At 52.3% G+C, this 14535-nt stretch carries 12 protein-coding genes; 6 read left to right on the forward strand and 6 right to left on the reverse strand.

The window, feature by feature from the left end:
- Positions 1–28 precede the first annotated feature (28 nt).
- A complete protein-coding gene (locus tag FIU95_RS08380) occupies positions 29–1066 on the forward strand; it encodes a quinone-dependent dihydroorotate dehydrogenase (RefSeq protein WP_152453230.1) in 1038 nt (345 codons plus the stop codon).
- Between the two features lie 132 nt (positions 1067–1198).
- On the opposite strand, the gene rmf is transcribed toward FIU95_RS08380, so the two are convergent.
- Positions 1199–1450, reverse strand: a complete 252-nt coding sequence (rmf, locus tag FIU95_RS08385) for a ribosome modulation factor (RefSeq protein ID WP_152453232.1) — start codon at positions 1448–1450, stop codon at positions 1199–1201.
- Positions 1451–1538: 88 nt separating this feature from the next.
- A complete protein-coding gene (locus tag FIU95_RS08390; protein ID WP_152453234.1) occupies positions 1539–1844 on the reverse strand; it encodes a hypothetical protein in 306 nt (101 codons plus the stop codon).
- Positions 1845–1871: 27 nt separating this feature from the next.
- Between FIU95_RS08390 and rlmKL the strand changes: the two genes are divergently transcribed.
- Positions 1872–4070 (forward strand): bifunctional 23S rRNA (guanine(2069)-N(7))-methyltransferase RlmK/23S rRNA (guanine(2445)-N(2))-methyltransferase RlmL, encoded by a 2199-nt coding sequence (gene rlmKL / locus FIU95_RS08395; protein WP_253868978.1) that lies wholly within the window; start codon positions 1872–1874, stop codon positions 4068–4070.
- A 206-nt stretch (positions 4071–4276) separates the two neighbouring features.
- On the opposite strand, the gene FIU95_RS08400 is transcribed toward rlmKL, so the two are convergent.
- Together FIU95_RS08400 and FIU95_RS08405 are read right to left on the reverse strand one after the other, a co-directional pair.
- Positions 4277–6646, reverse strand: a complete 2370-nt coding sequence (locus FIU95_RS08400) for a bifunctional serine/threonine-protein kinase/formylglycine-generating enzyme family protein (RefSeq protein WP_152453236.1) — start codon at positions 6644–6646, stop codon at positions 4277–4279.
- A 17-nt stretch (positions 6647–6663) separates the two neighbouring features.
- Positions 6664–7596 carry a PP2C family serine/threonine-protein phosphatase gene (locus tag FIU95_RS08405; protein ID WP_152453238.1) on the reverse strand — a complete coding sequence of 311 codons (933 nt, stop codon included), beginning with the start codon at positions 7594–7596 and terminating at the stop codon, positions 6664–6666.
- Between the two features lie 328 nt (positions 7597–7924).
- Between FIU95_RS08405 and FIU95_RS08410 the strand changes: the two genes are divergently transcribed.
- Together FIU95_RS08410 and FIU95_RS08415 are read left to right on the forward strand one after the other, a co-directional pair.
- Complete coding sequence (locus tag FIU95_RS08410) at positions 7925–8803, forward strand: FHA domain-containing protein (protein ID WP_152453240.1); 879 nt, start codon at positions 7925–7927, stop codon at positions 8801–8803.
- Positions 8803–9060, forward strand: a complete 258-nt coding sequence (locus tag FIU95_RS08415; RefSeq protein ID WP_152453242.1) for a glutaredoxin family protein — start codon at positions 8803–8805, stop codon at positions 9058–9060. Before FIU95_RS08410 ends, FIU95_RS08415 begins: the two co-directional genes overlap by 1 nt.
- Positions 9061–9215: 155 nt before the next feature.
- Here FIU95_RS08415 and FIU95_RS08420 read toward each other — a convergent pair whose 3' ends face one another.
- Complete coding sequence (locus FIU95_RS08420; protein ID WP_152453244.1) at positions 9216–11219, reverse strand: transglycosylase SLT domain-containing protein; 2004 nt, start codon at positions 11217–11219, stop codon at positions 9216–9218.
- Positions 11220–11382: 163 nt separating this feature from the next.
- Between FIU95_RS08420 and FIU95_RS08425 the strand changes: the two genes are divergently transcribed.
- On the forward strand, positions 11383–13248 hold the full coding sequence (locus FIU95_RS08425) for an ATP-binding cassette domain-containing protein (protein ID WP_152453246.1): 1866 nt from the start codon (positions 11383–11385) through the stop codon (positions 13246–13248).
- A 62-nt stretch (positions 13249–13310) separates the two neighbouring features.
- Here FIU95_RS08425 and FIU95_RS08430 read toward each other — a convergent pair whose 3' ends face one another.
- On the reverse strand, positions 13311–13754 hold the full coding sequence (locus tag FIU95_RS08430) for a universal stress protein (RefSeq protein WP_152453248.1): 444 nt from the start codon (positions 13752–13754) through the stop codon (positions 13311–13313).
- 145 nt (positions 13755–13899) lie between these two features.
- On the opposite strand from FIU95_RS08430, the gene FIU95_RS08435 reads away from it, so the two are divergent.
- Positions 13900–14424, forward strand: a complete 525-nt coding sequence (locus FIU95_RS08435; protein ID WP_152453249.1) for a hypothetical protein — start codon at positions 13900–13902, stop codon at positions 14422–14424.
- Positions 14425–14535: the final 111 nt, after the last annotated feature.

Raw genomic sequence — 14535 nt, forward strand, 5'->3', positions numbered from 1 at the left:
CGGGTCCAGTCCCCACGTAAGGAAAGGTATGTATTCAACTCTGCGTAAAGCTCTGTTTGCGCTCGATCCCGAGCGGGCCCACCACCTCTCTCTGGATGCAATAGGTGCTGCTGAGCGCCTCGGTTTGATGTCTTTTTTCAAGCAATCAGTGGCGCATGACCCGGTAGAGCTGATGGGGCTGACCCTACCGAATCCGGTTGGTCTGGCCGCGGGGCTGGATAAGAATGCCCAGGCATTTAATGGGCTGGGAGCACTTGGCTTTGGGTTTGTCGAGGTGGGTACCGTGACTCCTCGCCCGCAGCCGGGTAACCCACTTCCTCGACTGTTTCGTGTAGAAGAAGCGGGTGCCATTATCAACCGTATGGGGTTCAATAACCTTGGGGTTGATTATTTGATTGATAGAGTGAAACACCGCCGTTACAAGGGTGTTTTGGGTATCAATGTCGGCAAGAATTTCGATACCCCGGTGGAAAAGGCGGCTGATGATTACCGTCTCTGCATGGAAAAAGTGTACCCCTACGCCGATTACATTACCGCGAATGTTTCATCGCCGAATACCAAGGGGCTGCGGGACCTGCAATTTGGTGAGAGTCTCAACAGGCTGCTGGGTAGTATCAAGGACAAGCAGGCGGAGCTGGCTCAAAAGAGTGATCGCTATGTGCCAGTTGCGGTGAAAATTGCTCCTGACATGGAAGGGGATGCCATAGCGCAGATTGCCGAGGCGCTGTGTGAATACAGCATCGATGGGGTTATCGCCACGAATACCACGATCGATAAATCATCTGTGGCCAATCTGCCTCACGGCAATGAAGAGGGTGGGCTCAGTGGAAAGCCCTTACAGCAACGCTCTACAGAGGTGATTGCGCAGCTATCAAAAGCGTTAGATAAGCAGCTCCCGATTATCGGCGTGGGCGGTATCTTCGATGGCGACAGTGCCGCTGAAAAAATTCGTGCTGGGGCAACGGCTGTTCAGATCTATACCGGTTTTATCTACCGCGGGCCCCAATTGGTGCGTGAGGCAGTGGAAGCCATTGCCATGGAGCGACGCCGTTCAACCGGTGAGTAAGCTGGATATTGACCAGCCCGCCTAATGGCTGTGAAGTGTGCTTGCCGATCAGGGTGGTTTGCCAATGGGTTGGCGCTTTTTGTTTCTGATGAGCTGACGAAAGGTGCAGGCTTGCCTGCACCTTCCCGCTGACTAAATGGTGCTCCAGCCGTCTGGGTATTGGATATCGGTAGAAACGGCGCCATAAATTTCCAGTTTTTGCGCCTTGGTAGTCCTGTCAAAGCCATTCCAGTAGTCTTCCCGCCCTTCACGCCAGCCGTTCACCCATTCCTGGTGTGGGTCATTTTCGACAAAGGGACAGCTATCAATAGACTTATTGTTCAGGGCTGCCAAATACCCTTTATAGAAAGCCCTGTCGGCGTGATTGCGTTTTTGGCGTTTCATCTATACGGCACCTCTGCTTGTAGATTTACGGACTGCGGCGCGGTCCGTTGGATGCTTATTGCGGTTTTGTTGCATCGACAATTAAAGCTTAGCGAATCTTTTCCGCGGGCAGTTGAGCGCCGCCATTCGCTTCCCACACTGCAAGAATATGGTGGAGGGGCGGCAATCGGAAAAAGCCGGATGAGGCACCTAGGGTATTTGCAAAATGCCAGTGAAAAGTGGGCGTGACCCGGTAGACACCATAGCGATATTCATGTGCCATAGGCTCAGCCGTTACAAAGTGGGATAATCGCGCCAGAAAGTCTGGCCTGCCGAGGAAGTTGCTGCCTTTCAGGTATCCCTTCCAGGCCGTTTGAAAATCTAATTCGCGCCAACAGGCGTTGTATATACCCACTTATTGTGGGGTTATCGAGTAAAAGTTTTGACCGACTCACATATAGAAGAATTTAAGTTCACCGCGACCTGCCCGAAAGGATTGGAGAATCTACTTGTCGGAGAGCTGGAGTCCCTGGGTGCCAGGGTCCTTCGAGAGCAGCCCGCGGCAGTGCATTTTGCCGGTTCTTTGAAGTTGGCCTATCGCTGTTGCCTCTGGAGCCGTCTGGCCAACCGAATCCTCCTGCAGCTTGATCAAGTGCGTATTAGCGGAGCTGAAGATCTCTACCGGGCTGTGGCGGCACAACCTTGGGAGCAGCATATTGGTCCTTCGGGGAAACTTTGGCTGCAGTTTTCGGGGACCAATCGAGAGATCCGTAACAGCCAGTTTGGCGCACAAAAGACAAAAGATGCTATCGTCGATCGCTTGCGGGAAAAAACCGGTGCGAGGCCCAGCATCGATAAGCACAATCCAGACTTAACCGTTGCCCTGCGACTGCAGCGGGATAAGCTGGATATTGCCATCGATCTGAGTGGGGAAAGTCTGCACAAGCGGGGTTATAGAACACATATCGGTGCTGCCCCCCTGAAGGAAAACCTGGCGGCAGCCCTTTTGATGCGTACCCGCTGGTCGCAGGTTGCGGAGCAGGGCGGGGCCCTTTTGGACCCCATGTGTGGCTCAGGCACTATTTTGATTGAGGCGGCCATGATGGCTGCAGATATCGCACCGGGTCTTTTCCGCGAAAGCTTTGGTTTCGAGCGCTGGCTCAACCACCAGAGCGATATTTGGAATGAACTGCGAGAGGAGGCTTTGCAGCGCCGCAGTGTAGGTTTGGAAAAGCCTCTACCAGAAATTCGCGGTTACGATGCTGATGCCAGGGTGCTATTTGCCGCCGAAGGTAATATCGCCAGGGCGGGATTGGAGCGTCAGGTGAGGGTGAGCTGTCGGCCGGTTGCGACATTCAAGGTTCCGAGTCACAGAGAGGTCAATGTTGGCCTGGTATTGACCAATCCACCCTATGGTGAGCGCCTTGGAGAGCAAGAGGCTCTGCGGGAAACTTACGCGGAATTGGGGCGGCAGCTGAAGGCGGAGTTCCCCGGTTGGCTGGTGGGAATTTTTACCGGTAATCCTGAGCTGGGCTATTCCACTGGCCTGCGCTCCCACAAGCACTACCAGCTGTATAACGGCACAATTCCAAGCCAATTACTGCTGTTTCAAGTGCGCGGACAAAATGAGCAAAGCGAAACCGCGCAAAAGGAGCGTAAGCTTTCCCCGGAAGCCGAAATGGTGGCCAACCGCCTGCGTAAGAATTTACGCACCACGGGTAAGTGGGCCTCCAGAAATGGTATTGATTGTTTTAGGCTCTACGATGCTGACCTGCCTGAATATGCCGCTGCGGTGGACTTATATCGAACCCTGGATGGGGACCTGTATGCACATCTGCAAGAGTACCGGCCACCGGCCAGTATTGATGAAAACAAGGCGCGAAACCGGTTAAGAGATCTGATGCGGGCTGTGCAATCCGTTCTGGAGTTGTCCAGGGGGAAAATTAGTATCAAGGAGCGCCGTCGCCACAGCCATAAAAGCGGGCAGAAGGGCGCAAGCCAGTATCAAAAGCAGGCTGATGCAGGGGCTAGCCTACAAGTACAGGAGTACGGCGCTGAGTTGGAAGTGGATTTGTGGCGTTACCTGGATACTGGGCTGTTCCTGGACCACCGCCCGGTGAGAAAGTATCTGCGCGAAATGTCCTCGGGGAAAAAGTTTCTCAACCTATTTTGCTATACCGCGACTGCCACTGTACAAGCGGCTCTGGGTGGCTGTGTACAGAGTACCAGTGTGGATATGTCCAGAACCTATCAATCCTGGGCCGCGCGAAACTTCCGTGCAAACAATATGGACCCCTATAAGCATCAATTGATAGAGGCGGATTGCCTGCAGTGGCTGGCATCGGCCCAGCAAAATCGTAAAGGGCATTATGACCTGATCTTCCTCGATCCCCCGAGCTTTTCCAACTCGGCCAAAATGCGAGGGGTGCTGGATATCCAACGCGATCACGCCAATCTGATCAGCCAGTGTATGGCGCTATTGGCTCCGCAGGGCACTTTGATTTTTTCCAATAATTTGCGCAGCTTTAAAATGGACGCGGCAGTTACTGAAGTCTTTGCTGTGCAGCCATTGCAGTTACTGGATAAGGATTTTCAGCGCAATCCCAAGATCCATAATGTTTGGGAAATACAGCGAAAGTAAAAGTAACTAGAAGCAGTTGCTAGCCTAGGGAATTATTGGAGTAGTGGAACAATGTGGCACAAGGATGTGTCGTGGCTGCTGATCTTTATTGCCTCAGGTTGAAATATCCATTGCTATTTGCCACTACTTGAATGCTTTGACTTTGGTCGTGAAAAGTTGATGGCAGTGTCTTGGAGAGATTCTCAGTTATTTAACTTGATCGAGCATCAATCAAGTTCCATCACAACGCGTATCCCCACATCCTTTGTGCGGCTATTTTCATCGAGACCCTTGCGATATTCCGCTCCGATTCTGTTGGAGGGGTCCCGCATTGAGCCGCCGCGAACACTGCGTAACTGACAGTTTTTGATGTTTACGGGTGAGGGTGTGTTGCGGTTTTTATCGTAGCCGGGTTGATAGCAGTCCTGTACCCACTCAGCGACATTGCCCGCGGTATCGTACAAGCCAAATGGGTTGGCTTGGTAGTTTGCAACCGGCCCGGTTTTAATAGAGAAAAGGCTGTTAAATTGGCTATCGCATCCGCGCCTGCAATTGGCTTTTCCTCTTGCGTCGCTACTTTTCCACCAAAAAGAGTGGTTTGTGCCCGCTCGAGCTGCATATTCCCACTCAGCTTCACTGGGTAGGCGATACTTTCTACCCGTCTCCTTTGAAAGCCACTGAACATAGCCTTGAGCATCCTGCCAAGAGATATTGATGGCCGGCCTTTCTCCACGCCCCCAACCGGCATCGCTGGGTTGCTTGGCATCTGTGGCCAGGGCAAAGCGATCATATTCTTCAAAAGTAATTTCGCGGGTTGAAATGGCAAAAGGTTTGGGAATATTTACCGGGTGTGCCGGGCGGCTGTTGCTGTGCTTATCACTGCCCATGGTAAATTCTCCCGAATCCACCACGATCATTTGTGGCCCTCGGCCGCCAGAGGAGAGCGTTGAGCGTATTTTCTTCCCGGCAAAGTAGGCTTTTTGAAGTTTTACTGAAAGCTGGAGATCCTGGTCATCAACGTTAATCCAGCGCCGATAATGGTTATAACCAGGCTTGCTGACTTCCACATCGTATTGCCCTGGCTCCAGTTGAATGCCGGGCTGATAGCGGGGGGCAATATTCATTATGCGTATGCGCGCATCCTCAGGCTCGGGCGCTACTGTAAAGGCAAATGTTGGTGTAGTGCTTGGTGCTTCTGGCGGTTTCTCGGAAGTGTCGGCAGAGATTTGAGCCGTTAAATCGGTCGGTACCGGTAATTGAATAGACTGACTCGGTTGAGGTGGATTGAGTGAACCTCCTTGAGAGATAGTCTGAGGGCTGGTCAGTTTTTGTGCATGTTCTGGCAGTTTTTCTGAGACTGCACCTGCCATGCTGGTTTGCTGTTTACCTAGGTTATCGGTGCTGGTAATAGAATCGGGGATAAGGAGGTTAGCGTCATCTGCTAATGTGATGCTGCCCTGCTGGGGTGCCTTGTTGCCCAATACACTAAAAACACTCCAGCCTAAAAGTAGAGTAATGGCGGTGATAGCACTTAAAGCCCATGGGCGTTTGTGTTTTACCGGCTCACTGACCAATTGCCTTAGGCGTACAAGGGTATCCTGATCTTTACGCGCAGGCCCAAGTTGCTGGGGGTTGCCCTGTCTAAGTTGCCAGGTCTTGATAAAGCGTTCGCGGAGGCTGCTGAAAAGAGTAAGGAAAAGTGCTCGTGCCAGGCTGGATACACCGATAGAGGTGTTGTTTAACTGGCTGATTTGCTGGCTTGGTTTCCCTGCCAAGGTGGCAACCAGCTGATCGGCCGCATCGGCAACCTCCAGGCCTCGTTGAAATCGTTTTGACGGATCTTTGGCTAGGGCGCGCTCAATAATCGACTGGTACAGCGCGTGCCGGGCAGGCAGTTTTGGTATGGGATCGGTCAAGTGCTTGATGGCAATAGCCACTGCTTCCTCGGCCTGGTAGGGTACGACGCCGGTCAGCATTTCATAAAAAACCACGCCAAGGCTGTAGAGGTCTGCGCGACCATCAATGGCGTTACCCCTGGCCTGTTCGGGGCTCATATAGTGGGGTGTGCCCACGACCATGCCGCTATTGGTCATTCTCGTGGTGTGTGCCACTGCGCGAGCCACACCGAAATCACTCAATACGGCGGAACCGTCTTCCCGAAAAAGTATATTTTCCGGTTTCAAATCCCTGTGTACATACCCCTTGCTGTGGGAGTGATCCAGGGCCATGGCAATTTGTCGCACCACGTTCAGAGCTTCCAGTGGCTCCAGTGGCCCTTTGGCGAGTCTCTCCGCAACCGATCCGCCAGACATATAGTCCATGGCGATATAGTTCAGGCTGCGGTAGCGTCCAATATCGTGGATACCGACAATATTGGGGTGTGAGAGCTGCCCGACAATATTGGCTTCTCGCTGGAATCGCTCGCTAAAGATTGGATCGGCATTGAGAACCGGCGACATAACCTTGAGAGCCACTTGACGACCCACGCTGCGCTGAATGGCCAGGTATACCGTGGACATGCCGCCTTGGTTTATTTTTCGGAGAATACGATAACCGGGGATTTGCAGCGAGGAGTTGCCACTCTTGACGAGTTCCATGGTGTGCTATCGCCCTGTTAAAGCAGCTGGGACAGTCCGCCTGCCAGTGCGGCAACAGCCCCGCAAGCGACAAGCAAAATCAGTAGCGGGCGCCACTTTCTGTTGTTGCGGCTTGTGTCGACATTTTCGTTTTGCGTGATGCTATCGGTAGATTGCTTCGAAATGCTTGGGGGAGAGGCAATGGCTGGAGCTTCGATAATTTGAATGGTGATGTTGTCTTTGCCGCCGGCGTCGAGGGCTGCGTTGATGAGAAGTTCGACTGCTTGGTGAATATTGGTATTTTCTGAAATGATCCGGTTTATTTTCTCATTGGGGACTTCAGAACTGAGGCCATCGCTGCAAAGTAGAATTTTCTGTCCGGCGCTCCAACGATAGGAAACTCGATCAACTTCGAGCTTTGGGTTGGTGCTACCGCCAATACATCGGGTAATAACGTGGCGATTGGGATGACTTGCGGCTTCTTCGGAGTTGATGGCGCCAGAATCCATCAGCATTTGAACATAGGAGTGGTCACTGGTTAGTTGACTGAACTCCCCGCTTTTATCGCCAGGTGTCCACAGGTAAGCCCGGCTATCTCCAACCCAATAGATGTGATAGTAATCCCCTTCCTCGGCAAGCACCACCGCGGTGGATCCCATATTGGCAGTGCTGTGTTCATCACCGAGCAGTAGGGCGTGGGCTTTTTGTAATGCCCGTTCATAATGGCGGTCGGTCGCGGCGCACTGTTGAATTTCCTCGACAACAGTCTGGCTGGCAATCTCTCCGGCGTGGTGGCCGCCCAAACCATCGGCGACAACCCAAATGCCCTCAGCTTCATCGGCCCAATAGGCATCTTCGTTCTGCTCACGCCGGTAACCGGGATGAGTGGCGCCAGCGCTACGGGTAGCACTTGGGGTGCGTTGAACTGCTTCGCTGTGCCGCGATACTTCGCGTACTTTGGCTTCACTCACTGGCGTGCAACTACCTGTTATGGTTTCTTATCGTAACTGACGGTGATAGCCGCTTCGGCAAAAGCCCGTCTTTTCCCTGTCGTGCTGCAAGTGTACTTTACCCAACGACACCTGCGGCAGCTGAATAGGTCATCCTTGCCTGAGCTGGATATTAGACCTTTGCGCCATTGTAAGCTGCAAACCCAATCACACGCTAATGATATTGCCCGTGTTAAACTCGGCTCGATCTTTCAATCTGCAAATTTTTTCAGGTTATACAGTTAATTGGGACTCCCACCTTATTTAGGATGCCCCATATTCAATCTCCTTAGGGCGAGGAGCGCGACCGATGCTCAAACTTTGTGATGTAAACGATTCGGGCCAAAGTGTTTGGCTGGTGGCCCCTGGTGTGACGGTGGGGCGCGATCAAGGATGCGACCTATGTTTACCGGATGACTCTATAGCGAAGTTGCATTTGAAGATTGCGATTAAAGGGGATCAGTTGACTCTGGGAAATGTTTCCGGTGGTTCTCAAGTACTAGTTAACGGTAAGTCGGTCGCCTCAGCCTGCCATTTAAAACTGAATGATCGGATAACAATTGGGTCCCGAACACTGCAAATTGTCGACCCCAAGGTGACGAAGCTCAGTTCAAGCAAGGCTAAAAATGTAGCCTGGGCATTGCGGGCTAATCACAAAGCCATAGCTGGAAAAGTATTTCCTGTTAAAGGTGGGGCAGTGGTGGGGCGCTCTGAGGAGTGTGATATCACTTTTTCACTTTCCCATCTCTCGCGCCGTCATGCGCGGATGGAAGTACGTGAGGGATTGCTGTTCGTGATTGATCTCGGCTCGGCCAATGGTACTTTCGTGAATGGTCGGCGAATTACGGAGAGTCGTGTGCGAAGGGGAGATGAGTTGCGGTTCGACTCGTTAAGCTTTTCCGTTGTGGGCCCTGCCGATGACCTCGATCGCACTGCAGTGCGTCCCGCAATCTCTTCACATTTAATGAAATCCTCACGGCTTGCTTCAGGCGAAATCGCTGCTGAAGATGTCACTCAACGTTCCTTTGCGGTGCCCATTGGTGAACAGCGGGAGGAGGCGCCAAATATGGTGGAGTCTTTGGAAGGGGAGCCCAAGCCCAGCATTTCCATGAAAGCGATGGGGCTAGCTGTTTTGTTAATCGCGGGTGCTGCTGGTTACTTTTGGTTAAATACTCTGGGGGTATTTTAATGAGCGCCCCCCGTGAATTGCTGTTGTATACCACCCTCGGATGTAGCCTGTGCGAGAAAGCCAAGCTGGAAATATGGCCCTTGTTAGAACAGTTTGGGTTGCGCTTGCGGGAGGTGGATATTGCCGATGATGATAGCTTGTTCGAGCGCTTTAGCTTACTGATTCCGGTAGTAGGTTTGGGTGATCCTGAAGACACTTGTGCCTGGCCTTTCGAGCAATCACAACTGCGAGCATGGCTGGCAAAACGGATCAGCTGAATAGGCACCTATGAATAGACACCTCTGAATTATTAAGAAATCTCTTTTCTGTCTGAAGCCCTCACCTGAAAAGGGCTTCAGAATGAATCTCATTTTCCGCAAAAACGAGCCACATAAAGGCTGCACAAGGAATCTTCAAGCTTCACAAAAGATTCCTAAAGCTTATTGCTTGCTTCATTTGCCCTAAGTAACTGTAGCTTGGTGCCACTTCGATAGGCATAAATTACCGTATACGCGAGTACATTCTGCACATAATTTCGGGTTTCACTATAGGGAATGGTCTCTATCCAGACGTCGTGTGGAAGCTGTTGACGGGTCTCCTTTAACCACTTTGCGACCCGTGTTGGCCCCGCGTTGTAAGCCGCTGCGGCGAGGAAGCGGTTGTTATCGAAGCGGTTTAACAGAGTGCTCAGATAAAAACTGCCCAGGGCAATATTGGTTTTGGGGCTGAGAAGATCCCAGCTGCGTCGATAGCGAACTCCGGCGCGTTTCGCTGTTGCACGGGCGGTGGATGGGAGCAATTGCATCAGGCCCAATGCGCCAGACCTTGATTTGGCATCGTGGCTGAAGTGGCTTTCCTGACGGGCGACGGCAAAAATCATATAGGGCTCTAAGGGGGCGCTCTGCCGTCCGACCTGCTCACTTACACTTGTTACTATATCGGCAAAGGCCAGGGGAAAGCGGAGCTCCAGATCATCCAGGTAGTCCGCCGCAAGAACCGACTGTATGGATTTGTGATACCACCCCCAAGCACTGGCCACTTTTCCCGCAGCTAAAAGTTCCCCGTGATCCATCTCCCGAGTGGCGTAGCTCCATTCCCGGCGGGCGTGGAATAGCTCACCAATAGCCTGAAGCTCACGAGCTCTTTGCAAATCGGCACGCTGGGCCATCTGCTGCACTTGCACTGGTGTGATTGGAGCGGGCCGGTCCACAAAGCTGTAGTTTTGCCCGAGTGCATCGGCGGCGAGAAAACCGTAATAACTGCGCTCGCGCGCAGCTTTCCGATACAGTAGGGAGGCTGCTCCAGATTGAGCTTTACCGTAGACTTCTTCCAGTGAGCGGGCTTTCCAATAGAGCCAGCGGTCACGCTGTTGTCGTTCAATAGGTAGGCGGTCTATCCAGAAGGCAACCCGCTCCCAATCAAGTTCGCGCAAAGACTGTCGTGCCAGCCACTCAATGGAATAGCCATCATCAATGGTGTGATTCTTAGTTAGCTGCAATAGTCCCTGGATATTGTCTTGCCGAGCAAATTGACGTGCCAAGTGGCGAAGCATATCCACCTGTTCATCATCGCTAAAGAGGAGGCTTGCACTATAGCGCTGCCATGCTTCCTCGGCGATTGCAGCGTCTTTTCGAGCTAGGCGATGCAGTCCATGCAGGATAATTTCCCTATTTTGATTGGGCGCCTGTAGAAAGCGAGAGTAGTTGAGAAGGCTTTTGGGGGATCTATGCACTTCCCTCAGCACAGTAGCTCTCTGCACATAGGGCTCGTCCATTTTCCTGGCGATATAAGAAGCTAGCTCCAGATTGCCCTCCTTCAGGGCGAGCAGGTGGCGGGCCCAGGTTTTCTCCTGAGTGAGACCGCCATTGCGCATCCAGTGTGCGAATACAGGGTCGCACTCTTCAGCCTGGGAGTGGCCGACGAGCCAGAGTTCGGTGGTAACTTGATCGGCTTTTTCCTTGCTTCCATGGCGAAACAGAGCGTTTGCGTAATAACAGCGAAGTGCCGCGCGGCGGTGTTTTTCAGGTTGGTAGTATTTCAGGTAGGTTTTGAATTGGCGCTGTTGCCCAAGCTCTCTAAGTAATCTAATGCGCATCCAGTCGCCGATAGCAGTTCCCTGATTCTCTGCAAGAAAAAGGTCAATCTCTTTAACCGGTAATTGGCGCAATTTTCTGCTAATTGCCCAGTAGTCCAGGTAAGGGGCCAGGGGATAATTGGTTAATTTGGCTTTCAACCGTTCTAGCTGCTTCTTGTTGCCGTGTTTGATGGCGAGCCTGGCTTGCTGTAACAGCTGACGCTGGCTGGATGTCTCTGAAGACGACTCCTCTTGTTGGGTCAATTCCTTTGCGGATTCCTGTGGTGCTGCCTGGGCGCCGAGGCAGGCCCAGATTAACAGGGGGGCGAATAACTGGGGGAGTCCCCTTGTGCTAACTGACATGACAGTAACCCCGAAATTGAGTCTGGTCGCGCAAGTTTATGAGACGGCTTGGCAAAAAAGCGTAAAATAGCGAATTTTTCACAGGACCCGAAGCGGCAATTTTCGTTTCATTCATCTTTCTAGCGAGAATGTTAACCGGGTCTGTTAATTGTAGTGCCTAATTATGTTGCTTCTATTGGATGGGGTCAGTCTGCGTTACGGGGCCCAAATTCTTGCTGATAATGCCAGTGCAAAAATTGAACGGGGTGATCGTATTTGTCTTGTGGGGCGCAATGGGGAGGGTAAGTCCAGCCTATTGCGCCTGATTGCCGGGCAGGTGGACCCTGATGCAGGGGAAATCGTTCGCGCTAGTGGGATGGTGATGGCAACTCTTGAGCAGGAGCTGCCTGCGGACTGTCTCGACACTGTCTACTGCTATGTGGCCGAGGGTTTGGGGCCTATAGGAAGGGTGTTGGCCGGCTATCGGCAAACCCCTACGGCTGAGTTGCAGAGCAAAATTGAAGCAGAGCACGGCTGGGAACTCTTGCCCAGAGTCGACAGTGTACTCGATCGTCTCGGATTGAATCCGGATGAATTGGTGGCCGATCTCTCTGGTGGTTGGCAGCGCCGCGCAGCCCTTGCCCGGGCATTGGTTACAGAGCCAGACCTACTTATTCTCGATGAGCCCACCAACCACTTGGATATTGCCGCAGTAGAGTGGCTGGAGGGTTTCCTCGATACTTTTAGAGGTGCCTTACTATTCGTCAGTCACGACCGTGCTTTGGCACAGCGCTTGTCCCGCACAGTGTGGGATCTGGATCGGGGGTACCTGCGTGTTTTTCGCTGCGAATTTGAGCGATACCAGGAGGAAAAGGAAAAGCTTTTAGAAGAAGAGGCCAGAAATGAGGCGTTATTCGATAAAAAGTTAGCCCAGGAGGAGGCCTGGATTCGCCAGGGGATCAAGGCGAGACGCACCCGTAACGAGGGGCGTGTGCGTGCTTTACAGGGACTTAGGCGCCAGCGAGAAGCGCGCCGTACGCAGCAGGGTATTGCCCGGATGTCTCTCGATAGTGGTGAAGTGTCCGGTAAGCTGGTGGCCGAGCTGAGCAATGTTACCTTTGCCTACCCCAATGAGGCTCCCCTAATCCGCGACCTCTCATTTACCTTGATGCGCGGTGATAAGGTGGGGTTGATTGGCCCCAATGGTGTCGGCAAAAGCACACTGATCCGAGTGCTGCTTGGAGATCTCCAACCGCAGTCCGGGAAAGTCCGTTTGGGCACCAAACAGCAGGTCGCCTACTTTGACCAGCGTAGAGACCAGCTTAACCCTGAGCTCACCGTGCTGGACAATGTTGCCGAGGGGCGCGACTCGGTCACCATTGGCGGTAAGAGTCGCCATATCATGTCTTATTTGTCGGACTTTCTCTTTAGTGGTTTGAAAGCGCGTACCAAGGTCGGTGCCTTGAGTGGAGGTGAGCGCAATAGAGCCCTCCTGGCAAAATTGTTCAGTCAACCAGCCAATATTTTGGTGCTCGACGAACCGACTAATGACTTGGATGTGGAAACCCTGGAACTGCTTGAACAATTGCTGTTGGAGTTCAGTGGCACTGTGATATTAGTCAGCCACGATCGCGCTTTTCTCGACAATGTTGTGGATTCGTGTCTGGCTTTTGAGGGAGATGGTCGCATCCGTGAGTATGTCGGTGGTTATGCCGACTTCATTCGCCAAGGAGGCCGTTTCGAGCAGGAGGTGAAGGAGAAAGAGGTTCCTGAGGCTAAGGTAAAACCCAAGCCGGCTGAAGCGGATAAGTCGCAGACTAAGAAAAAGAAGCTCAGCTATAAATTGCAGCGTGAACTGGACAGCCTGCCGGCTTTGATTGAGCAGCTTGAAGAGGAAATTGGCACTATTGAGGCCGAGGTGGCCGATCCTGCTTTTTATCAGCAGGAGCAAGCCGAAGTGCAGAGCCGATTGAATGCACTTGCAGAGAAGCAGGCCCAATTAGAGACCGCTTTCGATCGTTGGTCGGAGTTGGAAGGGGGCGATGAATAGGGTTTGTGTATTTGGAAGAGGTGGTGCTTAGCACCACCTCTCGTGCTGTAAAGGAGAGGTGCTCACTCTTCCTCTACATAAACTCTAACGGCTAAAACATCGCACTTGGCGCCGTGAAGAACGCCATTAGATGTTGATCCGAGAAGCAACGCCAGCCCGTGACGCCCGTGGCTACCGATTACGATAAGGTCTATGTCGAGATCTTTGGCTAAGCGGTGTATCTCGGTGGATGGCTGCCCCAAAATAACATGCTGACGCTCAGCAGGGATATTCAGCGGTAGGGCCGCTTTTTGCAGTTGTTCCTTGGCCTGTCTTTGCAGCTGGTCTTGCACCTCCGACAAATCCATGGGGATATCTCCACCGTAGGCAAATGTCAGGGGTTCAATCGCATGCATTAAGCTGATTTCAGCGTTGAAAGCTTCAGCGAGAGTCGCTGCTTTCTCTATAACCTGTGACGACTCTTCTGAGAGGTCCAACCCCACCAAAATTCGTTGATATTTCGCCATATTCCATTAACTCCTGTCTTTTATTTTTGCCCTGAGGGGCCTCCTGCGACAGCCATTTTCAGTCTACCGTAAAAAAAACTGTTTGACATGGATCATATAAGGCGTCGCAGAATAGGCCGCTTTTTCATCATCGTAAGGAACCGACATGTCCGAGTGGCTACCGGTAATTATTATTGGCTTTGCTATTGCCCTGGTATTAGGGCCTGTGATGTGGCTGAAGCCCAATCAACGCGATAGCCGCTTGGCGGATTTGCGGGGGCGTGCTGCCAAGGCGGGTATTACCGTGCAAATCCAGACCTTACCTGCGGCACTGGGGGAGGGGACCGCTGCAGTATATTGCTACCGATGGAATGACCGAAAGCGCCTGCAGGTTGGCTGGGCGCTGCAGCGTCAGCGTATTAATCATGAGATGAACTTTGCCGGCAATTGGGATTGGAGGAATAGCGTTAAGGCGCCTCAGGCGGCATGGCAGTACCTGCATCAGTTAGTGGATAGTTTGCCGTCAGATTGCTGTGCGATTATCGCAACCGATGTCGGATTGGGGGTGCAATGGCAAGAGAACGGTGGGGTAAAGGCTTTTTCACAGCTGTCTGACAGTTTGGCGGAGTACGCACCATTAATAGAGGAAGCGGTGCGCAGGGCTAATCCGATCAAGCTCCCTGAGGACTAGGGTGGCAGGCGTTTTAGAAGGCTGCCCAAATAAGGGAAAATGTCACAATTTTGCTCCTTTTTAGTGGTGAAATTTGGCGAATCGACAGCAAAAATTGTCAGCTTCCCTTGA

The sequence above is a fragment of the Microbulbifer sp. THAF38 genome (assembly GCF_009363535.1).
Taxonomy (GTDB): domain Bacteria; phylum Pseudomonadota; class Gammaproteobacteria; order Pseudomonadales; family Cellvibrionaceae; genus Microbulbifer.